The 21,951-nt window shown below is 74.3% G+C and carries 15 protein-coding genes and 3 pseudogenes; 12 read left to right on the forward strand and 6 right to left on the reverse strand.

Translation table 11 applies throughout. The features are described from left to right. Positions 1-15: 15 nt before the first annotated feature. Positions 16-1,173: an ROK family transcriptional regulator gene (locus tag ABZ318_RS05260; RefSeq protein ID WP_356901142.1), complete on the forward strand. Its 1,158-nt coding sequence runs from the start codon at positions 16-18 to the stop codon at positions 1,171-1,173. Positions 1,174-1,215: 42 nt separating this feature from the next. On the opposite strand, the gene ABZ318_RS05265 is transcribed toward ABZ318_RS05260, so the two are convergent. Together ABZ318_RS05265 and ABZ318_RS05270 are read right to left on the reverse strand one after the other, a co-directional pair. Continuing rightward, positions 1,216-1,956 carry a GntR family transcriptional regulator gene (locus tag ABZ318_RS05265; protein WP_356901143.1) on the reverse strand — a complete coding sequence of 247 codons (741 nt, stop codon included), beginning with the start codon at positions 1,954-1,956 and terminating at the stop codon, positions 1,216-1,218. 259 nt (positions 1,957-2,215) lie between these two features. After that, on the reverse strand, positions 2,216-3,115 hold the full coding sequence (locus ABZ318_RS05270) for an RNA polymerase sigma-70 factor (RefSeq protein ID WP_356901144.1): 900 nt from the start codon (positions 3,113-3,115) through the stop codon (positions 2,216-2,218). Positions 3,116-3,283: 168 nt separating this feature from the next. On the opposite strand from ABZ318_RS05270, the gene ABZ318_RS05275 reads away from it, so the two are divergent. Next, positions 3,284-4,114: an alpha/beta fold hydrolase gene (locus tag ABZ318_RS05275; protein WP_356901145.1), complete on the forward strand. Its 831-nt coding sequence runs from the start codon at positions 3,284-3,286 to the stop codon at positions 4,112-4,114. Positions 4,115-4,210: 96 nt separating this feature from the next. Here ABZ318_RS05275 and ABZ318_RS05280 read toward each other — a convergent pair. Together ABZ318_RS05280 and ABZ318_RS05285 are read right to left on the reverse strand one after the other, a co-directional pair. Beyond that, positions 4,211-4,999, reverse strand: a pseudogene (locus tag ABZ318_RS05280) (DMT family transporter); the annotation flags it as partial. A 53-nt stretch (positions 5,000-5,052) separates the two neighbouring features. Next, positions 5,053-6,027: a helix-turn-helix domain-containing protein gene (locus tag ABZ318_RS05285; protein ID WP_356901146.1), complete on the reverse strand. Its 975-nt coding sequence runs from the start codon at positions 6,025-6,027 to the stop codon at positions 5,053-5,055. 108 nt (positions 6,028-6,135) lie between these two features. On the opposite strand from ABZ318_RS05285, the gene ABZ318_RS05290 reads away from it, so the two are divergent. The 6 genes from ABZ318_RS05290 (at position 6,136) to ABZ318_RS05315 (ending at position 15,331) form a co-directional block, all read left to right on the forward strand. Continuing rightward, the gene (locus tag ABZ318_RS05290) at positions 6,136-7,167 is read left to right on the forward strand and encodes a saccharopine dehydrogenase NADP-binding domain-containing protein (protein WP_356901147.1); all 1,032 of its coding nucleotides are present in this window, start codon (positions 6,136-6,138) and stop codon (positions 7,165-7,167) included. Positions 7,168-7,403: 236 nt separating this feature from the next. Beyond that, on the forward strand, positions 7,404-8,813 hold the full coding sequence (locus ABZ318_RS05295; RefSeq protein WP_356901148.1) for a PLP-dependent aminotransferase family protein: 1,410 nt from the start codon (positions 7,404-7,406) through the stop codon (positions 8,811-8,813). A gap of 312 nt (positions 8,814-9,125) precedes the next feature. Continuing rightward, positions 9,126-10,718 carry an alkaline phosphatase D family protein gene (locus ABZ318_RS05300; RefSeq protein ID WP_356901149.1) on the forward strand — a complete coding sequence of 531 codons (1,593 nt, stop codon included), beginning with the start codon at positions 9,126-9,128 and terminating at the stop codon, positions 10,716-10,718. A 68-nt stretch (positions 10,719-10,786) separates the two neighbouring features. Further along, positions 10,787-10,948, forward strand: a complete 162-nt coding sequence (locus ABZ318_RS05305; protein WP_356901150.1) for a hypothetical protein — start codon at positions 10,787-10,789, stop codon at positions 10,946-10,948. Positions 10,949-11,037: 89 nt separating this feature from the next. Further along, positions 11,038-13,791, forward strand: coding sequence for a DUF6493 family protein (locus ABZ318_RS05310; protein WP_356901151.1), 2,754 nt, complete (start codon positions 11,038-11,040; stop codon positions 13,789-13,791). An 88-nt stretch (positions 13,792-13,879) separates the two neighbouring features. Then, the gene (locus ABZ318_RS05315) at positions 13,880-15,331 is read left to right on the forward strand and encodes a GNAT family N-acetyltransferase (RefSeq protein WP_356901152.1); all 1,452 of its coding nucleotides are present in this window, start codon (positions 13,880-13,882) and stop codon (positions 15,329-15,331) included. Here ABZ318_RS05315 and ABZ318_RS05320 read toward each other — a convergent pair. Continuing rightward, positions 15,243-16,460 carry an aminotransferase class I/II-fold pyridoxal phosphate-dependent enzyme gene (locus tag ABZ318_RS05320; RefSeq protein WP_356901157.1) on the reverse strand — a complete coding sequence of 406 codons (1,218 nt, stop codon included), beginning with the start codon at positions 16,458-16,460 and terminating at the stop codon, positions 15,243-15,245. The genes ABZ318_RS05315 and ABZ318_RS05320 overlap by 89 nt on opposite strands. Positions 16,461-16,528: 68 nt before the next feature. On the opposite strand from ABZ318_RS05320, the gene ABZ318_RS05325 reads away from it, so the two are divergent. From ABZ318_RS05325 to ABZ318_RS05335, 3 genes are all read left to right on the forward strand, one after another. Beyond that, on the forward strand, positions 16,529-17,026 hold the full coding sequence (locus tag ABZ318_RS05325; RefSeq protein ID WP_356901153.1) for an Lrp/AsnC family transcriptional regulator: 498 nt from the start codon (positions 16,529-16,531) through the stop codon (positions 17,024-17,026). A 49-nt stretch (positions 17,027-17,075) separates the two neighbouring features. Then, entirely contained in the window at positions 17,076-18,779 is a 1,704-nt protein-coding gene (locus tag ABZ318_RS05330) for a DUF885 domain-containing protein (RefSeq protein ID WP_356901154.1), read from the forward strand. Between the two features lie 70 nt (positions 18,780-18,849). Then, a complete protein-coding gene (locus ABZ318_RS05335; RefSeq protein ID WP_356901155.1) occupies positions 18,850-19,299 on the forward strand; it encodes an Lrp/AsnC family transcriptional regulator in 450 nt (149 codons plus the stop codon). On the opposite strand, the pseudogene ABZ318_RS05340 reads toward ABZ318_RS05335, so the two are convergent. Beyond that, positions 19,289-20,869 (reverse strand): annotated as a pseudogene (locus tag ABZ318_RS05340) (SbcC/MukB-like Walker B domain-containing protein); the annotation flags it as partial. The gene ABZ318_RS05335 and the pseudogene ABZ318_RS05340 sit on opposite strands and share 11 nt — an antisense overlap. A 5-nt stretch (positions 20,870-20,874) precedes the next feature. On the opposite strand from ABZ318_RS05340, the pseudogene ABZ318_RS05345 reads away from it, so the two are divergent. After that, positions 20,875-21,891 (forward strand): annotated as a pseudogene (locus ABZ318_RS05345) (helix-hairpin-helix domain-containing protein); the annotation flags it as partial. Between the last annotated feature and the right edge of the window lie 60 nt (positions 21,892-21,951).

Raw genomic sequence — 21,951 nt, forward strand, 5'->3', positions numbered from 1 at the left:
CTGGGAGGACACACTGTGGGGCGGCTGACCGGCGGGGATCCGTCTCTGCTGCGGCGGATCAACTCCGCGGTGGTACTCCATGCGCTGCGCGGCGCCGACGCGCCCACGCTCACGGACCTGACCCGGATCACGGGCCTGTCGCGGCCCACGGTCGAGGGGGTCGTCGAGGGCCTCATGGAGGGCGGTCTCGTCGTCGAGTCGGCGCCCGAGGAGGGCGAGGCCCGGCGGCAGGGACGCCCGGCGCGGAGGTTCCGCTTCCGCGCGGAGGCCGGTCATCTGCTCGGCATCGAGATCGGCCCGCACCGTGTGGCCGCCCTGCTCTCCGGTCTGGACGGACGCATCATCGGCGCCGGGTCCCGCGAGGTGTCGGAGACGGCGTCCGAGGACGAGCGCCTGGACCGGGTGCGTACGGTCGTGGCCGACGTGCTGCGCAGGGCCGGGGTCGCCCGGTCCAACCTGCGGGCCGTCGGCGTCGGCACGCCCGGCATCGTGGAGGCCGACGGCACCGTACGCCTCGGCACGGCACTGCCCGGCTGGACGGGCCTCGCGCTCGGCGAGCGGCTGCGGCGCTCCTTCCGCTGCCCGGTGATCGTGGAGAACGACGCCAACGCGGCGGCCGTCGCCGAGCACTGGAAGGGTGCCGCGACCGACTCCGACGACATCGTCTTCGTCCTCGCCGGTCTCAGCCCCGGCGCCGGCTCGCTGATCGGCGGCCGGCTGCACCGGGGATTCGGCGGGGCGGCCGGGGAGATCGGCGCCCTGCACCTGCTCGGCCGGGACGTGACCCCGGAGCGTCTCCTCTCGACCACGGACGAGCCGCTGCACCCGCTGGACGAGCAGGCGGTCGCCGAGGTCTTCGCCCTGGCCCGCAAGGGCGACCCGCGCGCGGAGGCGGCGGTGGACCGCTTCATCCAGCGGCTCGTGCACGACGTGGCGGCCCTGGTCCTCGCCATCGATCCCGAGCTGGTGGTCGTCGGCGGCTGGGCGGCCGGCCTCGACGGGGTGCTCCAGCCGCTCCGCGAGGAACTGGCGCGGTTCTGCCTGCGGCCGCCCCGGGTGGTGCTGTCCCTGCTCGGCGAGGCCGCGGTCGGCACGGGCGCCCTGCGGCTCGCCCTCGACCACGTCGAGGAGCAGCTCTTCGCCGTCGAGGGCACGGTGACGGCCCGCCGCTAGGGCCCCCTGGCGACGGGCCGGTGTTCGAGGGTGTGGGGAGTCCTACGAGGCCATGACCAGGTCGGCCGAGTCGCCGAAGGTGAGGCGGCAGGTGTCGGCGCGGTAGGTGGCCACCGAGACGGCGGCCGGGCGCCCGGCGGAGAGGTAGCGGGTCGTCACGACGAGGACGGGTGCGCCCGGCAGCCGGTCGAGCTCCTTGGCGTCGTCGGCGCGGGCGGAGCCGAGCTCCACGGCGCGGTCCTGGCCGTCGAGGGCGAGGTGCTGGAGTTCGCGGAGCACGGCGCGGGCGCGGGCGGGACCCGCGGGCGCGTCGATGGCGCTGAGGCCCGGGACGGAGCCGGCCGGCACGTAGAGCAGCTCGGCCGCGACCGGCTGGCCCTGGCTGATGCGGAGGCGGCGGACGATGTGCACCTGCTCGTCGGCGGCGGTCTCCAGGACGCGCGCGACGGCGGCGGGGGCCACGTCGGCGGCGGAGTCCTGGGGCTGCCAGACGTCGTCGCCGACGCCGGGCCAGGTGTGCTGGGTGGTGGAGACGTCGACGCCGACGCGCGGCGGGGCGACGGTGGTGCCGACGCCGCGGCGGCGCTGCAGGCGTCCTTCCAGCTCCAGCTGCTCCAGGGCCTGACGGAGCGTGGCGCGGGCGACGCCGAAGCGTGCCGCGAGTTCGCGCTCGTTGGGGAGGATCTCCCCGACCGCGAAGTCCGAGTCGAGCGCTTCGCCGATCACTGTCTTGAGGTGCTGGTACTTCGGCTCCGGTACCGATGTCAGCTGCGTGGTCCCCACCCTGATCCTCCGCAATTCGCCGTGTCCCGCGGCGTTTTTCCGCGCCCTTGTTTATTAAAGGTTCCTGCACTAACCCTGCGACCATAAGGTGAGCCTCCCCCTTGGTCAAGACCAATCCTCTGTCGAACGTCCCTGAATGTGACCCTCTGACCCGGATCGTTCACAGGACGTTCGCGCCCTTGTGAGCCCCGCGCAGCAAAAGGCCCCGCCTCCCGGGAGGGGAGGCGGGGCGGGTTCCGGCCGACTGGCGTGATCTCCGTCAGTCGTCGGCGAGGTCGGCGAGGCCCCGGAGCTTGTCGGGGTTGCGGATGATGTGGACGCACTGGACCAGCCCGTCGCGCGCCTCGATCTGGAAGACGGTCTCGGGCTCTCCGTCGGCGAGGACGAGCACGGCCGGGGCGCCGTTGAGCTCCAGGAAGCGCACCTCGTACCCCTCCCACGAGTCCCGGGCGACGGCGACGAGGAAGCGGCCGACCTTGTCGGCGCTCTCGATGATCCGCAGCGGCGCCTTGGACTTGCCGCCGCTGTCGCCGACGAGCCGGACGTCGGGGGCGAGGAGCGCGAGGAGCTCGCCGAGGTCGCCGCCGGCCGCGGCGGAGAGGAAGCGCTCGGTGAGGTCGCGGCGCTCGGCCGGGTCGACGTCGTAGCGCGGCCTGCCCTCGTCGACGTGGCGCCGGGCGCGCCCGGCGAGCTGGCGCACGGCCGCCTCGGAGCGGTCGAGGGCGGTGGCGATCTCCCCGTACGGGAAGCCGAAGGCCTCGCGGAGCACGAAGACGGCCCGCTCCAGCGGGGAGAGGGATTCGAGCACCACGAGGACCGCGAGCGAGACGGAGTCGGCGAGCAGGGCGCGCTCGGCGCTGTCGGGGGTGGCGGGGCCGAAGTCGGTGACGAGGGGTTCGGGGAGCCAGGGGCCGACGTAGGACTCTCGGCGCGCCTGTGCCTGGCGGAGCCGGTCGATGGCGAGCCGTGTGGTGATCCGTACGAGGAAGGCGCGCGGCTCGCGGACGGCGGCCCGGTCCGCGGCGGTCCAGCGCAGCCAGGCCTCCTGGACGACGTCCTCGGCGTCGGCGGTGCGGCCGAGCATCCGGTAGGCGACGCCGAGGAGCATCGGGCGGTGCTCCTCGAAGAGTTCGGTCAGGGTGTCGGTGTCGGTGGGCACGCTTCCATCCCAGCCCACTCCACCGGTCCTGTCCAGTTTCCGGCTCCCGTCTTGAACTCCTGGCTACTGAGCGGTAATTCTTGCTGACGGGGCGTCTAAAAGGTGGCGCCCGACGGTGTTCACGAGGAAGCTTCGCGAGGAAGCTCCACGAGGAAGCGAGGGGCCCGCATGCCCGCACGGATCGCGTTCACGATCGAGACCCCGGCGGGTCCCCGCGACCTCTCCATGACGTACGAGCGGCGGGGTGCGGGCGAGGCCCTGCTGCTGCTCCACGGCATCGGGCACCACTGGCAGGCCTGGGGACCCGTCCTCGACGTCCTCGCCGTCGAACGCGAGGTGATCGCCGTCGACCTGCCCGGTTTCGGGGCCTCCGACGGGCTGCCGGAGGACGTCCCGTACGACCTGTCCACCGTCGTCCCCGTACTCGGCGCCTTCTGCGAGGCCGTCGGCTTCGAGCGGCCCCACGTGGCGGGGAACTCGCTGGGCGGGCTGCTCGCCCTGGAGCTCGGCCGGGAGAAGCTGGTGCGCTCGGTCACCGCCCTCTCCCCCGCCGGCTTCTGGTCGGAGGCCGAGCGGCGGTACGCCTTCGGGACGTTGCGGGCCATGCGCGGCGCCGCCCTGTCGCTGCCCGTGCCGGTGATCGAGCGCCTCTCGCGCACGGCCGCCGGGCGCACCGCGCTCACCAGCACGATCTACGCCCGGCCCGGCCGCCGGTCACCCGAGGCCGTGGTCGCCGAGACGCTCGCGCTGCGGCAGGCCACCGGCTTCCACCAGACCCTGGCGGCGGGCCGGGCCGCCCTCTTCCGCGACGACGTCCCGGCGGTCCCCGTCACCGTCGCCTGGGGCACCCGCGACCGGCTGCTGCTGCGCCGCCAGGGCATCCGCGCCAAGCACGCCCTGCCCGCCGCGCGCCTGGTCCGGCTGCCCGGCTGCGGCCATGTGCCGATGAACGACGACCCCGCTCTGGTCGCGCGCGTGATCCTGGACGGCAGCCGCTGAGACCGGGCGGGACGACCGGGTGAACAGCCCCGTGCCCAGGGCGGCTCCGGCACCGACGAGGAGGCTGCCGACCGCCTGGGGGAGGCCGAAGGCGGCGCCTCCCACCAGGGCGGCGCTCAGCGCCGCGGCGATCGGGATGGCCCCGGTGTAGAGAGTGGCCCTCTCCATACCGACGCGCTGGACACCCATGTAGAAGAGGACGAACCCGACGACCGTGGCCAGGGCCGCTTGCCAGACCAGGGCCCCCGTCTCCACGGCCGTCGGCATCCGCACGAACCCGGCGCCGTCCACGACCAGGCCGACGAGCGCCGCCTCGGCCGCACCGATCCCGCACACGGCGGCGGTCAGCAGCTTCGGTCCGAGCACCCGCAGCACCGGGACGGCCAGCAGGGTGAACCCCACCTCACCCGCGAGCGCCGCCACCGACCAGCCGATCCCGGCCAGGTCCGTCCGGCCCCAGCCCTGCACGGTGAAGGCGCCGGCGGCGACGAGCAGCGCCCCGTACAGCACGGCGGGGGCGGGCCTGCGGCCCTCGGTGAGGGGGACCAGGACGGCGACGACGACCGGGGCGCAGCCGACGAGGACGCCGGGGACGGCGGGCTCCGCGGTCCGTTCGGCGGCCAGGATCGCGAGGTTGAAGCCGACCATGCCGACGGCCGCGAGGGCGGCGAGCCGCACCCAGTGACGGGCGGTCAGGAGTCGCAGCGGAGCGAGCCCGCCACGACCGAGCAGCGGGAGGAGGAGCAGGCAGGCGGCACCGTAGCGGAGGGCCTGCCCGCCCGCGTACGGATAGGCGCCGAGCAGGCTGTTGGCGGTGAAGGAGGCACCGACGAGGGCGTAGGCGAGGGTCACCAGGAGGACCCCGCGCAGGGCGTTCGCGTTCATGCCTCCGACGCTAGGGAGCCGCGCGGCCCGGGTTGAGGTCCACTTCCGTCACGTCATCGGGGACCACTTTCGACGCGTCCGGCGGGGCCGGTCCGGGAGCGGAAGGTGCGGCGGTAGGTGTCCGGGGGCACGCCGACGGTGCGGTTGAAGTGGCGGCGGAGCGTGGCGGCGGTGCCCATGCCGGTAGCCTCCGCGATGGCGTCGACGCTGTCATCGGTGGCTTCGAGGAGCTCCTGGGCGCGGCGGATCCGCTGGGTGAGCAGCCATTGCAGCGGGGTGGTGCCGGTCGCGGCCCGGAAGTGGCGGCCCAGGTGGCGCGAGCTCATGCGCGCCCGGCGCGCCAGGTCCTCCACGGTCAGCGGTTCGCCGAGCCGTTCGACCGCCCAGGGCAGCAGCTCGGTGAGCGGGTGGTCCTGGCGGGTGGGCACGGGTGCGGTGACGAACTGGGCCTGTCCGCCGTCCCGGTGCGGGGGCACGACCAGGCGGCGGGCGACCGTGTTGGCGATCGCCGAGCCGTGGTCGAGGCGGACGAGGTGCAGGCAGAGGTCCATCGCGGCGGCCTTGCCGGCGGAGGTGAGCACCGTGCCCTCGTCGACGTAGAGCACGTCCGGGTCGACCTCCACGCGCGGGTACCGTCCGGCCAGGGTCTCGGTGTGCGCCCAGTGCGTGGTGGCGCGCCGTCCGTCGAGGAGGCCGGCGGCGGCGAGGACGAAGGCGCCCGTGCACAGGGAGGCCACGCGCGCGCCCGCTTCGTGGGCCGCGCGTACCGCGTCGACCAGGTCGGCGGGCGGTTCCCGGTCGACGTCGGCCCAGCCGGGGACGATCACCGTGTCCGCGTACGGGAGCCGGTCGAGCCCGCCGTCGGGTTCCAGGCGGAACCGCTCGACCGAGGCGGGGCCCGGCCCGCAGACGGTCACGTCGTACCAGGGGACGGAGACGGCGTCCGGGGCGGAGCCGAACACCTCGTGGGCGAGGGAGAGTTCGAAGTGCAGCATGCCGTCGGTGACGGCGAGCGCGAGCGTACCCATGTCCGTAATTGTACGAGGCATGGCGTTCCGGACACTCGCGGTCGACCGTACCGGCCACCAGGATGGCGGTAGTTGAACATTCGATAACTGGGAACGGCGGGAGAAGTCATGGAATCGGGTCGGACGGTCGCGGTCTTCGGCGCCTACGGTCACACCGGGCGCTTCGTGGTGGCGGAACTGCTGGAGCGGGGCTTCGTCCCGGTGCTCTCCGGTCGTGACGCCGACAGGCTGCGGACGCTCGCCGCGTCCCACGACGGGCTCGACGCCCGCCCGGCGTCGGTCGACGACCCCGCCTCGCTCGACCGCGCGCTGGCCGGCGCGGCGGCCGTCGTCAACTGCGCCGGGCCGTTCGCCGTGACCGGCGCCCCGGTGATCGAGGCCGCGCTGCGCGCCGGGATCCCGTACGTGGACGTGGCGGCCGAGATCGAGGCCAACGCCGACACCTTCGCGCGCTTCGCCGACCGGGCCCGCGCCGCGGGAACGGCGGTCGTCCCCGCGATGGCCTTCTACGGCGGCCTCGGCGACCTGCTGGCCACCACGGCCATGGGCGACTGGACGACGGCCGACGAGGTGCACGTCGCGTACGGACTGAGCAGCTGGCACCCCACGGCGGGAACCCTCGCGGCGGGCAGGGTCTCCCGCGAACGGCGCGGCGGCCGGCACGTCCGCCACACCGGAGGCCGGCTGGAGTACCACGACGAAGCGCTCCCCGTCCTGGAGTGGCCCTTCCCCGCCCCCATGGGCACCCGGCCCGTCATCGGCGGGTTCACCATGGCCGACGTCGTGACCGTCCCCAGCCACCTGGCGGTGCCCGAGGTGCGCACGTACATGGCGGTCGACGCGGCCCGGGACCTGTCGGCGCCGGACGCGTCCGCACCGGCCGCCGTCGACGAGCGCGGCCGGTCCGCGCAGACCTTCCTTGTGGACGTCCTCGTCCGCTCCGGGGGCGCGGAGCGCCGAGCCGTCGCCACCGGCCGGGACATCTACGCCGTCAGCGCGCCGCTCGCGGTGGAGGCCGTCCACCGGATCCTCACCGGCCGGACCCGGACGACCGGCGTCGCCTCGGCCGGCGAGATGTTCGACGCGCCCGAGTTCCTGCGCGCGCTGTCCGCACACCTCTCCCTGGACGTGCGGCGGTGACGGTCGGCCCGGGGAGGCGGAGCTGCCCCTGTTCGGCGACGCGCACCTCCCACCGGGTGAAGAGCGGCGCCGCCAAGGCGGCCGGACCGGGCAGGACGGCCACCAGGAGCACGGGCCCCGGAACGGACGGACACCACACCGCCGATGCACCCGATCGACGTGGAGACAGCATCATGGGACCCGACCGCGAAAGGTCGTGAACTCCCGGGCAGGGACGGCGAGAAGGGCCAAGTGACATGAGAAGCCAGGGCCAGGCGGCCTGGGAGCTGCTTCTGCCGGCCGTCGGCGCTCCGGCGCGGCGGCGGGGACGGGCACTGCAGGAGGCGCTGCGGGAAGCGGTGCGTTCGGGCCGGCTCTCGGCGGGGACACGACTGCCGTCGACCCGCGCGCTCGCGGCCGACCTCGGCGTCTCCCGGGGCCTCGTCACCGAGGCGTACGAACAACTGACGGCCGAGGGATACCTGCGGAGCGACCGGGGTGCGGGGACCTGGGTGGGCGGCGCGGCCCGAGCGGCCGTGCCCGGTGCCCGTGACCTGGCCGCCGGAGTGCCCGGGGTCCGGGTGGACTTCCGCCCGGGGACCCCCGACCTGTCGCTGTTCCCCAGGAGCGCGTGGGCGGCGGCGCAGCGGTCCGTGCTCACGCGGCTCCCCCACCCGGCACTCGGCTACCCGGATCCCCGCGGCCTCCCCGAGCTGCGCGAGGCACTGGCCGCGCTGCTCGCGCGGCGGCGGGGCGTGGTGGCCGACCCGGAGCGGCTCGTGGTCTGTTCGGGCGTGGCGCAGGCGACGACGCTCCTCGGCTTCGTCCTGCACGCGCGTGGACTGCGCCGGGTCGGGATCGAGGATCCCGGCAGCCCGGAGCACGGGCGCCTGTTCGCCTCGACCGGCCTGGAGACGGTGTGGCTGCCGCTGGACGAGGAGGGGCTGCGTCCGGGGCCGCTCGCCGACTCCGGGGTGCGGGCGGTCGTCGTGACGCCCTCGCACCAGTTCCCGTCCGGCATCAGCTGGTCGGCGCAGCGCAGGGCCGCGCTCCTCGACTGGGCGCGCGCCGTGGACGGATACGTCCTGGAGGACGACTACGACGGCGACTTCCGCTACGACCGCGCCCCCGTCGGCGCGCTCCAGGGACTCGACCCCGAGCGGGTCGCCTACACGGGCTCGGTCAGCAAGTCGCTGGCCCCGGGGCTGCGGCTCGGCTGGATGCTCGTCCCGGAGGCACTGCTCGACGAGATCGTCGAACGCAAGCGGACGATGGACCTCGGCAATCCCGTACTCGACCAGGCCGTCCTCGCGGAGTTCGTGACGCGCGGTGGGTACGACCGTCAGCTGCGCCGCTGCCAACGCGCCTACCGGGAGCGGCGGGACGCGCTGCTCGCCGCCCTCTCCGAACACCTTCCGGGCACCCGGGTGAGCGGCATCGCGGCCGGACTCCACGTCATCGCACGCGTACCGGCCCGCTTCGGGCCCCCGGAGCGGTTCCTCGCCCGGGCGGCGGAGGCGGGGGTGGCGCTGAGGACTCTGGAGGAGCATGGCACCGCCCGGCCGGCCGACGAGGACGTACGGCTCGTCCTCGGGTACGCGCACCTGGCCCCTTCGGCCATCGGCACCGGGATCAGGTTGGTGGCGGAGGGGTGCGGGAGGGGGTGAGGCGGGGGCTTGGGATCCGGGATCCAATGTCTCGGATCCGGGATCCAATGTCTCGGATCCAATGCTCTGGATCCAATGTTCTGGATCCAATGTTCTGGATCCAATGTTCTGGATCCAATGTTCTGGATCCAGGATCCAATGTCCTGGATCCGGGATCCAAGCTCCACAGCCGCCAAGAGGGCGACTGTTCACACGGGGTTCGTGTGGCCGCCGCACCCGGCCGTTAGGCATGGGGCGGCGCGCCCGGTCCGGCAGGTACGGACACGGCGCGCGCCGTCCGCGCCCGGAACGACCGACCCCGGAGGCTCTTTCATGTCCCTTTCTCTGCCCGGCTCTTTCCCCTCCCCCGCTCGCCGCAGCCTCCTGCGCGGCTCGCTGGCCGCCTCGGCGGTGCTGGCCCTCGGCGGCACCGGTCTCGCCGCCCCCGCGTTCGCGCTCTCGGGCCGGCCCCGGGCCGAGTGGGGTGTGCAGGCGGGTGACGTCACGGCCTCCTCCGGTCTGGTGTGGGTGCGTTCGGACCGGCCGGCGCGGATGCTCGTGGAGACGTCGGCGACCGAGTCCTTCCGGCACGTGCGCCGCCACTTCGGGCCGCTGATCGGCGCGGGCACGGACTTCACCGGCACGACCGCGCTGCGCGGCCTGCCGGCGGGTGAGCAGATCCACTACCGGGTCACCCTCGTCGACCCGGACGATCCGCGCCGGGCGGGCGAGCCCGTCCTCGGCACCTTCCGCACGGCCCCGGGCCGGCGCCGCGACGGGGTCCGCTTCCTGTGGTCCGGGGACATCGCGGGGCAGGGCTGGGGCATCAACCCGGACATCGGGGGCTTCCGGGCGTACGAGGAGATGCGCCGGCTCGACCCGGACTTCTTCCTGTGCAGCGGCGACACGATCTACGCCGACGGGGTCATCCAGCCGAGCGTGACCCTGCCGGACGGACGGATCTGGCGGAACGTCACGACGCCGGAGAAGTCGAAGGTCGCCGAGACCCTCGACGAGTACCGGGGCAACTTCCGCTACAACCTCCTCGACCACAACGTCCGGGCCTTCAACGCGCAGGTGCCGTCGGTGGTGCAGTGGGACGACCACGAGGTGCGGAACAACTGGTACCCGGGACAGATCCTGGACGACCCCCGCTACACGGAGAAGGACGTGGACGTCCTCGCGGCCCGTGCCTCGCGGGCGTTCGGCGAGTACTTCCCGGTCTCCACGCTCCACGCGCGCGGGGAGGGGCGCGAGCGGCGGATGCACCGGGTGGTGCGGTACGGGCCGCTGCTCGACGTGTTCGTGCTCGACATGCGCTCGTACCGGAACGCCAACTCGCCCGGTCGGCAGGCCGACGACACCACCGGCATCCTCGGCGCCGAGCAGCTGGCGTGGCTCAAGCGGGAGCTGGCCGCGTCCCGGGCGGTGTGGAAGGTGCTCGCGGCGGACATGCCGATCGGTCTGGTCGTCCCGGACGGCGCGGCGAACTTCGAGGCGGTCGCCCAGGGCGACCCGGGTGCTCCGCTGGGCCGGGAGCTCCAGATCGCGGAGCTGCTGCGGTTCGTGAAGCACCGACGGATCACCGGCACGGTGTGGCTGACCGCGGACGTCCACCACACCTCGGCGCAGCACTACGCGCCGGAGCGGGCGGCCTTCCAGGACTTCGCCCCCTTCTGGGAGTTCGTGTCAGGGCCGCTGGCGGCGGGCGGGTTCCCGGCGAACGCCCTGGACGCCACGTTCGGCCCGGAGCGGGTGTTCGTGCGGGCGCCGGAGCGGGGGAACCTGTCGCCGATGGAGAGCCCGCAGTACTTCGGCGAGGTCGACATCGACGGCCACAGCGGGGAGCTGACCGTACGGCTGCGGGCCGAGGGCGGCGCGGTGCTGTTCAGCAAGGTGCTCCAGCCGGGTCAGGTCGGGCAGTAACCGCAGGTCAGGGGCGTGCCGAGGTCCGTCCCGGGTGATTGTCAGTGCGGGGTCCTACCGTCGTATCCATGACGCGATCCGCACAGACGCTCGCCTGTCTCCACCCGTCCGCGCCGGAGCCCACGGGCTCCGGCCGGCTGCTCGGCCGGGAGACGGCGGGGCCCTGCGAGCACGCGCTCGCGGTCCGGACGGCGCGGCGGACGGCGACGGCCGTCGGCGGGGCGGCGTGATGACGGGGACGCGGCGCGAGCCGCGGGGCACGGGGAGCAGCAGGGGGAACGGCATGGAGAACGGGACGGGGACGAGCATGGCGACCGGGATGGCTGTCGAAGTGGCGACCGGCGAGAGCGACGGCGCAGGGGGCCATACGGCTGACGACGGCGCGGGCGGTGGCAAGGGCGTCGGTGCCAGTGCCGGTGGCAGCGTGAAGGGCGGGGCCGGGGTCGAGGAGCTGCTCGTCGCCGTGTGCGAGGGGCGGGCCGACGCGGTGCCGGGGCTCCTGGAGCCGCTGGACGCCGCCGCACGCAAGACCGCCCTCACCCGGCTCAAGGCGCTGCGCGCGGAGGTGCGCGCCGGAAAGTGGGCGACGCCCCCGCACCTGCCGAACCTCATCCGCAGCGCGCTGTACGTGGCGGGCGCCGGCTGTCTCCCGACGGCCGGGGCGGCCGCGAGCTGGCTCGGCGCGCGCGACCTGCTGATCCGGGAGAAGGACGGCGCCCTCGCTCTCGAGGCGCTCGGCGACCGGGACCCGGAGTGGGCGGCGGACCTGGCGGGGCGTCTGGCCGGGCGCCGGACGGTGGCGGAGAGCAGCTACACGCTGCTCCACGGGCTCGTGGTCCGCTCCGGGTACGCGGTTGCGCCCACCGACGGCTACGTCACCGCCTGGACCCGGCACGTCACCGACGATCGGCTCGTGGAGCGGCTCCGGGAGGATCCGCAGGCCCCGGTCCTGGTGGCCCATGCCCTCGCGATGGCCGAGCCTCCCGAGCGGCTGGCCCGCGCCCTCGGCCGTCGGCCGCGGAGGTACTGGCCCACGGCCCTGCGGACGCTCGTCGAGGAGGGGGTCCTGGACCGGGCCCAGGTCCTGGACGTGTGCGTGTCCCGGCTGCTGCGCGGCGGCCCCGTCCGGAACCTGCGCCTCCCGCTGGAGATGGTGCGGCTGCTCGAACCGGACGCGGAGGAGCTGCGGGAGCGGATCCCGGACTGGATCGGAATCGCGTCCGACGCGCCCTCGCTCGTCGCCGGGTACGCGCAGGACGTGCTGACGGAGCTCGCCTCGGCGGGGACGCTGCCGGTCGGGGCGCTGGCCGAGATGACGGCCGGTGTCCTCTTCCGTACCGAGAAGAAGCTGGTGCGGGCCCAGTTGGCGCTGGTCGGCAAGGTGCTGGCCAAGGAGCCGGGCGCGGCCGGGGAGCTGCTGCCCGCCGTGACGGAGGCCTTCGGGAGCGAGGACACCGGTGTGCAGGAGCGGGCCCTCAAGCTGGTCGGCCGTCATCTTCCGGCCGTGGACGCCGAGGTGCGGCGCGAGCTCGCGGAGGTCGCCGGGCTGCTGGGCCCGATGCACCGGCGGGCCGCCGGGGAGCTGTTCGGCGCGGACCTGGGGCAGGGGGCGGTGCTTCCGTACGAGGAGATCCTGCCGCCGGTGCCGGAGGTGCAGCGGCTCGCGCCCCCGGCGACGACGGTCGAGGAGTTGGTGGCGCAGCTGGTGGTGAAGCGGCTCCCGGAGGAGCCCGCGGCGTTCGAGCGGGCGCTCGACGGCCTGGTGCGGCATGCGCACCGGGACCGGGCGGCCGTGGCGGAGGCGGTGCGGGAGGCCTTTCCCCGGCCCCCGTGGGAGCAGGAGGCCCACTACTTCACGCACGAGACCCATGGGATCCATGTGGTGCTCGCGGGGCTGCTGGGGCTGCTGGATCCGGCGCTCGCCGGCTTCCGCAGGGCCCAGGGCCCCGGCCCGGACTCCTGCCTCCATCAGGCCCTGTCGGGGGTCCTCGACGCCCGGCTGTGGGAGGCCGCCGACCTCGTCGGTACGGACGCGCTGCCGTTCCTCCTCGCCACGCCGAGCTGGAGCACGGGGGCGATCGACCCGAGGGTCCTGGTGGGGCGGCTGCGGGAGTACCGGGACGCCGGTGTCGAGCCCGCTCCGGCCGATCTCGCCCAGGCCCTGGTGCGGGTGCTGCGGACCGATCCGTCGGCCGGGCGGGCGGCCGAGGAGGCGGCGGCGCTCGGCACTCCGGCCGGCCGGCGGCTCGCCGCCTGGCTGCGCGAGGAGACGGCCGTGGGGGCGACCGTGCGGTTCCTCCCCCGGGACGAGGACGGGACGTCGAAGAGGCGGTGGCTGATCGACCGGATCGTGGTCGATCTCGGCGAGCACCGGACGGTCCGGGCGGAGTTCCCGCCCGCCTTCCGGTGGCTCGGCGGCGCTCTGGAGGCGGCCCCCCGCCGCTGCCCTCACTGGGTGGGGGGCCGGGCCCAGTGGGCCCCGGTGCTGCCGGCCGACCGTGAGCTGCTCGCGGCCTGTCTTCTGCCGACCCTCGCGCACGGCGTCGAGGGGGACTCGCGCGGCGCGACCGAACCGCTGACCACGCTGGTCGAGGCCGACGGGCCGGTCGGCCGTGCGGTGCTGCTGACCCTGGCGTTCGGTCTCGGCTGCGTGGACGCGGACGACCGGCTGCGCGCGGTGGACGGCGTGCTCGTCCTGGCGGCGCGGGGCGAGTTGAACGCCCGGCGGCTCGGCACGGAGCTGGCGTGGCTGGTGGCGGAGGGCTCGGTGAAGCCGAACCGGCTGGCGGACGCGGCCCGGACGGCGGCCGCCACGGGCGCGTACCACACGGTCTGGACGGTGCTCGAGGCGATGCTTCCGGAGGTGCTCGCCCCGGCGCAGCCGGTGCGGGGGCTCGGCGAGGTCCTCGCGGTGGCCGCCGAATGCGTGGAGCGGTGCGGGGCCCGCGGGGAGGTCGCCGGGCTCGGAACGCTCGCCTCGGGGCGGGGTTCCTCGCAGCTGGTGGTGCAGGCCGGACGGCTGCTGGCCGCACTCCGTCAGGGAGCCGATCAGCCTCTGACAGAAACGGTCTGAATTGGCCTTTAAGTCAGCAGATCGGCACTTAACCCGTCAGTCACAAAGCGTTCGCGATCACGCAACACCACTGGGCCAGAGTGAAGTCATGACCGATGTGACGTCTTCGAAGAGCGCCCGCCGTCCGCACCACTGGCGGCACGACCTGATCGAGCTCGCCGCCCTGTTCACCGCCGTGGTGGTGGCCGACACGATCGCCAAGACCATCGTCAAGGGCCCCGACGGCCCCTACCTCCTGGTCTTCTCCGCGATCACGCTGGTCGCCACCGCCGCGTTCCACACCTGGTGGGCGCGCAGGCGCAGTCATGCCGACCATGCCCCGCCCGCCGGTCACACCGGCGGGCGCCCCACCACGGACGTGCCGGCCCCGAGCGGATCCCCGGCGAACGAGCAGGAGACGGAAGGGGGGTCCGGGGCACCGGCCGAGACGACGCTGTGGCGGATGCGGACCACCGTCGCGGACACGCCGGGCAGCCTCGCCGCGCTGTGCACGGTCCTCGCCCGCCTGGGCGTGGACATCCTCACCCTCCAGACCCACCCGCTCGCCGACGGCACGGTCGACGAGTTCCTGCTGCGCGCCCCCGCCGGCCTCTCCGCGCAGGCCCTCGCCCGCGAGACGGCAGCGGGCGGCGGCCGCGACACCTGGACCGAGCGGGCCGACACCCACGACCTGGTGGACACCCCCACCCGGGTCCTGGGCCTGGCCACCCGCACCGCGCTCGACACGGCCGAACTGCCCCTCGCACTGCGGCAGCTCCTCGGCCGCTGCACCCTCCACTCCGTGCCGGCGGTCTCGCTGACCGGCCGCCCCACCGGCGAACAGGCCCCGGTCGAAGGCGTCCTGGAAGAGACCGTGATGCGGCTGCGCGACCCGCACGGCGGCACCCTCATCGTCGAGCGGCCCCATCTGCCCTTCACCCCGACCGAGTTCGCCCGGGCCCGCGCCCTCGTCGAGCTCGACGCCCGGCTCGGGCCCCGCGTCCCGCGCAGCCAGGACGTGCTGACCCTGCCGGAGGGCAACGAGATCACGGTCCGCCGCGCCGACCAGCGCGACCTGCCCGCCGCGCGCGCCATGCACGACCGCTGCTCGGCCCGCACCCTGGGCCTGCGCTACCACGGCCCCGTCGGCGACGCCGACCGCTACCTCGACCACCTGCTCAGCCCCCGCTTCGGCCGCACCCTCGCCGTGCAGACGGCCTCCGGCCGTCTCGTCGCCCTCGGCCACCTGCTGTGGGACGGCGACGAGACGGAGGTCGCCCTCATCGTCGAGGACGACTGGCAGCGGCGCGGCATCGGCTCCGAGGTCCTCGGCCGACTGGTGGCGATGGCCGAGGAGGCCGGCTGCGACAGCGTGTACGCCGTGACGCAGTCCTCCAACACGGGGATGGTGGCCGCGATGCGGGCGCTGAACCTCCCCCTCGACTACCAGATCGAGGAGGGCACCCTGGTGATCACCGCCCGACTGTCCTCGGCGCCGCGACCGGCTGCTCGGGCAATGCAGGAGCAGCCGCGCGAAGGGACTCGGCCGGCGGAGCGCTGAGCGCCTGGGTCAGGTCGCGCCACAGGTCCTCGACGTCCTCGAGGCCGACCGACATCCGCAGCAGCCGGTCGTTGACGCCCGCGGAGCGCCGGTCTCCCTCGGCCACGATCCGGTGGCTGATGGAGGCCGGGTGCTGGATGAGGGTGTCGACGCTGCCGAGACTGACCGCCGGGGTGATGAGCCGTACGCCGGCGATCACGGCGTGCGGCTCCCCGTACACCTCGAAGGCGATCATCGCGCCGCCGATCCGGGGGTAGTGGACGCGGGCGACGCGGGGGTCGACGGCGAGCCGCCGGACCAGCTCCGCGGCCGTCGAGGACGCCGCCCTGACCCGTACCGGGAGGGTGGAGAGGCCCCGCAGCAGCAGGTATCCGGCGAGGGGGTGGAGCACCCCGCCGGTGGCGAACCGGACCTGACGGAGGGTACGGGCGAACTCCTCGTCGCAGGCGACGACTCCGCCCATGACGTCGCCGTGGCCGCCCAGGTACTTGGTGGCGCTGTGCAGCACGATGCGCGCGCCCTGCTCGACGGGGCGCTGGAGCACCGGCGTGGCGAAGGTGTTGTCGACGAGCAGCGGGACGGAGCCGCAGGAGTGGGCGATGGCCCGGATGTCGGCCTCGGCGAGCGTCGGGTTGGCGGGCGACTCGACCATGACGAGGCCGGTGTCGGGCCGGATCGCGTCGGCGATGCCCGCCGGGTCGGTCCAGGTCACCTCGGTGCCGAGCAGCCCGGCGTCGAGGAGGTGGTCGCTGCAGCCGTACAGCGGGCGGACCGCGACGACGTGCCGCAGACCCTGGCTCGCCCGGGCGAGGAGCACGGCGGTGACGGCGGCCATGCCGCTGGCGAAGGCGACGGCGGCCTCGGCGCCCTCCAGGCGGGCGAGGGCCTCCTCGAAGCGGGCGACGGTCGGGTTGTCGAGCCGGGCGTAGACGGGCGGGCCGTCGAGCCGGGCGCCGGTGGTGGCGAACTCGTCGATGCGGGCGGCCTCGGCCCGGGCGTCGTACGAGGGGTAGGTGGTGGACAGGTCGATCGGCGGGGCGTGCAGTCCGAGCCCGGCGAGGTCTTCGCGGCCGGCGTGCACGGCTTCGGTGGCAAGGGCCCTCGGGATGGCCGAGAGGCCGTGATCCATGGCGTCCATGGCGGCACTGTGAACGGATACCGGGAAGTAGCGTCACATCACCGTGTTACGTTCGCCAGATGGCCGATTCTGTCGTACTGGACGCGGTCGATCTGCACATTCTTCGCCTCCTGCAGAACGACGCCCGGAGCACCTACCGCGAACTCGCCGCCGAGGTCGGCGTCGCACCCTCCACCTGCCTCGACCGGGTGGCACGGCTGCGCCGCACCGGGGTGATCCTCGGACACCAGCTACGACTGGATCCGGCCAAACTCGGACGTGGACTCGAAGCGCTGCTTCTCGTCCAGGTCCGCCCCCACCGGCGTGAACTGATCGGTCCGTTCGTCGAGCGGATCCGGGCCCTCCCCGAGTCCCGGGCGCTGTTCCACCTCACCGGTCCCGACGACTACCTCGTCCACGTGGCCGTGGCGGACCCCGCCGACCTGCAGCGTCTCGTCCTCGACGAGTTCACCTCGCGCCGCGAGGTGGCCCGCGTCGAGACCCGGCTGATCTTCCAGCAGTGGGAATGCGGCCCTCTGCTGCCGCCCTCCCCCGGCCCTTCCTTGTCAGCCGACTGAGGCCTGACGAGGGTGACGCGGGCCCGCCGGAGGCGCCAGGATGACCCCCATGCCAGACACTTCCAGCAGCCCGCTGCCCCGCCAGGTCGCCGACGACCACGTCGACGCACTCATCGCCCTCGACCCGATCACCGGTACGTACCTGGGAGTCAAGGAGAGCGCCGGACTGCTGCCGGACTTCTCGCCCGCCGGACAGCGTGCGGTGGCCGACCTCGCCCGCCGCACGCTCGCCCGGCTCGACGAGGCCGAGCGGGCTCCGGGCGCGGACAGCGACGCCGAGCGGCGCTGCGCCCGGCTGCTGCGGGAGCGGCTGACGGCGGAACTGGCCATGCACGAGGCCGAGGAGAACCTCCGCACGGTAAGCAACATGCGCTCGCCCGCGCACAGCGTCCGCATCGTCTTCACCGTCATGCCGACGGAGACCGAGGAGGACTGGACGGCGGTCGCCGCCCGGCTGCGCGCGGTCCCGGCCGCGCTCGACGGCTACCGCGCCTCCCTGGCGCTGGGCCTGGAGCGGGGGCTCTTCGGCGGGCCGCGCCCCACCGCCACGTTCGTCGAGCAGCTCACCGAGTGGGCGGGCGGGGAAAACGGGAAGCCGGGCTGGTTCGAGGAGTTCGCCGCCGCGGGCCCCGCCACGCTCCCCGAGGAGCTGAGGGCCGAGCTCGCGACGGCCGCGAAGGGCGCCACCGCCGCCGTCGGGGCGCTGCGGGACTGGATGCGGGACGTGTACGCGCCGGCCGTGGCCGACGCGCCGAACACGGTGGGCCGCGAGCGCTACCAGCGCTGGACCCGTTTCTTCAACGGCACCGATCTGGATCTCGACCAGGCGTACGCGTACGGCTGGAGCGAGTATCACCGGCTCCTCGGTGAGATGCGGACCGAGGCCGAGCGGATCCTGCCGGGCGCGGGCCCCTGGGAGGCGCTCGCCCACCTCGACGAGCACGGCACGCACATCGAGGGCGTGGAGGAGGTCCGGGTCTGGCTCCAGGAGCTGATGGACCAGGCCATCGAGGCGCTCGACGGCCACCACTTCGAACTCGCGGAGCGGGTACGGCGGGTGGAGTCCCGGATCGCACCGCCCGGGGGCGCCGCCGCGCCGTACTACACCGGACCGTCCGAGGACTTCTCGCGCCCGGGCCGCACCTGGCTGCCCGTGGACGGCACGACCCGTTTCCCGGTGTACGACCTGGTGTCGACCTGGTACCACGAGGGCGTCCCCGGCCACCACCTGCAGATCGCGCAGTGGGCGCACGTCGCCGACCGGCTCTCCCGCTACCAGGCGACCATCGGGAAGGTCAGCGCGAACTCGGAGGGCTGGGCGCTGTACGCCGAGCGCCTGATGGACGAACTGGGCTTCCTGCCCGACGCGGAGCGGCGCCTCGGCTACCTCGACGGCCAGATGATGCGCGCGTGCCGGGTGATCGTGGACATCGGCATGCACCTCGGCCTGGAGATCCCCGCGGAGTCGCCCTTCCATCCGGGCGAGCGGTGGACGCCGGAGCTCGCCCAGGAGTTCTTCCAGCTGCACAGCAGCCGCCCGCCGTCGTTCGTGGAGAGCGAGATGACCCGGTATCTGTCGATGCCCGGCCAGGCGATCGGCTACAAGCTGGGCGAGCGCGCCTGGCTGCTCGGCCGGGCCAACGCGCGGGCCGCGCACGGCGAGGCGTTCGACGCGAAGGCCTGGCACATGGCGGCTCTCTCACAGGGCCCCCTCGGCCTGGACGACCTGGTGGACGAGATCTCCCGCCTCTGAGGCTTCCACATGGCGGAAATCCCCGGTCGATCACTTGATCGACCGGGGATTCCCCTGCACGCTCTCCCCCATGAGCACCGATTACACCCCGGACGCCACCGACTGGCGCATCCTCGAAGCACTCCAGTCCGAGGGCCGCGCCAGCTTCGCCGAGCTCGCCCGCGCCGTGTCGATGTCGCCGTCCGCGGTGACCGAGCGGGTGCGGCGCCTGGAGGACGCCGGGGTGATCACGGGGTACACGGCGATCGTCGACCAGGACCGCCTGGGCCTGCCCATCCTCGCCTTCGTACGGCTGCGCTACCCGCACGGCAACTACAAGCCGTTCCACGACCTGCTCGACACCACGCCCGAGGTCCTGGAGGCCCATCACGTCACCGGCGACGACTGCTTCGTCCTCAAGGTCGCCGCCCGCTCCATGAAGCACCTGGAGGCGATCAGCGGGAAGATCGCCACGCTCGGCGCGGTGACCACCAGCGTCGTCTACTCCTCGCCTCTGCCCCGGCGCTCCCTCAGCCGCTGAGCGCGTCCCCACCGGTGCGCAGCCGCACCGCCGACCCCTGTCGTGCCTTGACGACCTCCAGCTGGGCCGGGATCCGGCGGCGCAGGTCGCCGACGTGGCTGACGATGCCGACGCTGCGGTCCCGCTCGCGCAGCGAGTCGAGGACGTCGAGGACCTCGTCGAGCGTCTGCTCGTCGAGGCTGCCGAAGCCCTCGTCGATGAAGAGGGTGTCGAGCCTGACGCCGCCGGCCTCGTCGGTGACGACGTCGGCGAGGCCGAGGGCGAGCGCGAGCGAGGCGAAGAAGGTCTCGCCGCCGGAGAGCGTGGCCGTGTCGCGTTCGTTGCCGGTCCAGGCGTCGACGACGTGCAGTCCGAGGCCGGACCGCTTGCCGCCGGAGCGGGCGTCGGAGTGGACGAGGGTGTAGCGGCCCGAGGACATGCGCTGGAGGCGGGCGCTCGCGGCCGCCGCGACCTGTTCGAGCCGGGCGGCGAGCACGTACGACTCCAGGCGCATCCGGCGCTCGTTCTCCGCGGAGGTGCCGGCGGTGAGGGCGGCGAGCCGGGCCACCCGGTCGTACTCCTCGCGCAGCGGCCCGAGGCGGCGGACCTCGGTGACGGCCTGCCGGGAGAGTCCGGCGAGTCCGGTGGCCCGCTCGCGGGCGGCGGCCAGGGCGGAGTCGGCCTCGCGGAGGGCGCGTTCGGCCGCCGTGTGCGCGGCCGCCGCGGCGGCGGGGTCGGCGGGCGGCCGGGCGGCGGCCTCGGCCGTGCCGGGCTCGGCGAGCCGGTCCGCGACGGCGGCGGCCTCGGCCCGCCAGGCGTCCACGCGCTGCTGGAGGTCGCGGCGCTCGCCCTCGTCGAGGAGGGCGCCGGCGGCCTCGGCCGGGGTGGCGAAGCCCGCCCGGTAGGCGGCGTCGGCGAGCCGGTCGTCGGCCTCCTTGAGGCGCTGGGCGGTGAGTTCGGCGGTGCGTACGGCTCCGGCGGCGTCGACCAGGAGGGCGACCCGCCGCTCCAGGCGGGTGGCGTGTTCGGCCACGCTGGCGAACGCGCCGCGCCCCCGGGCGAGTTCCTCGTCGAGCGCGGACTGCTCCCGCTCCAGGGCCTCCCGGCGCGAGGTGCGCGCGGCGACCCGCCGCTCGGCCTCGCGCTGCGCGCCCACCCGTTCCTCGTGTTCCCGCTCGGCTCGTGCGAGCGCCTCGCGCGCGCCGTGCGTCTGCCCGGCGAGGGCGTGCGCCTCGGCGTGCAGACGGGCCAACTCCTCCACTTCGTCCGCCAGTTCGCGGACGGTGGGCTCGGCCCCGGACCCGGCGGCCTCCGGGCCGGTCAGGACCTCCGTACGGGCCGCGGACCAGGACTCGCGGGTGACGGCGAGTTCGCGTTCGGCGGCCGTGCGGGTCTCCTCGGCGCGGGTGTAGGCCGCGTAGGCGGCGTCCTCCGTGGCGCGGTCGACGTGGCCGGCGGTGGTGCGGGCGGGTGCCGGGTGGTCGGTGGAGCCGCAGACCTGGCAGGGGTCGCCCGGGGCGAGGGCGACCGCGAGTTCGGCGGCGATGCCCTCCAGGCGGCGGGACTTGACGTCGAGCCAGCTCTCGTGGGCCGCCCAAGCACCCCGAGTTGAAGCTGACCAAGGTGATGGTCTCGGAGGCCGGCGCCTCGGTCTACTCGGCCTCCGCCTTCGCCTCGCAGGAACTCCCGGGCCTCGACGTGTCGTTGCGCGGCGCCGTCTCCATCGCCCGGCGGCTCCAGGACCCGCTCGCGGAGCTGGTGAAGATCGACCCGAAGTCCATCGGCGTCGGCCAGTACCAGCACGACCTGGCCGAGGTGAAGCTGTCGCGTTCGCTCGACGCGGTGGTCGAGGACTGTGTGAACGGCGTCGGCGTGGACGTCAACACCGCCTCGGCGCCGCTGCTCTCGCGGGTCTCGGGCATCAGCTCCGGTCTCGCGGAGAACATCGTCGCGCACCGGGACGCCAACGGTCCCTTCCGCTCCCGCAAGGCGCTCAAGGACGTGGCCAGGCTCGGCCCGAAGGCGTACGAGCAGTGCGCGGGCTTCCTGCGCATCCGGGGCGGCGACGACCCGCTCGACGCCTCGGCGGTGCACCCGGAGGCGTACCCGGTGGTGCGCCGGATGGTGAAGGCGACGGGCGGCGAGGTCGCGGCGCTGATCGGCGACACGGGCACGCTGCGCTCGCTGCGGGCGGACGACTTCGTCGACGAGACCTTCGGCCTGCCGACGGTGACGGACATCCTGCGCGAGCTGGAGAAGCCGGGCCGCGACCCGCGTCCGGCGTTCCGTACGGCCACCTTCAAGGAGGGCGTCGAGAAGATCGGCGACCTGGCGCCGGGGATGGTCCTGGAGGGTGTCGTCACCAACGTGGCCGCGTTCGGCGCGTTCGTGGACATCGGCGTGCACCAGGACGGCCTGGTGCACGTGTCGGCGATGTCGAAGACCTTCGTCAAGGACCCGCGTGACGTGGTGAAGCCCGGTGACGTGGTCAAGGTGAAGGTCGTGGACGTGGACATCCCGCGCAAGCGGATCTCCCTGACGCTGCGCCTGGACGACGAGGCCGGCGCGGGCGGCCAGGGCGGCGCGCCCAGGCGTGACCGCGCTGGAACGTGAGCCTGGATCGCGCTGCGCGCCTGGGCCTCGCTGTCGGGATCTGTGTGCTGCGGGGTGGCC

Origin of the sequence: Streptomyces sp. NPDC006197 (assembly GCF_040613865.1) — a bacterium.
Classification (GTDB): Bacteria; Actinomycetota; Actinomycetes; order Streptomycetales; family Streptomycetaceae; genus Streptomyces.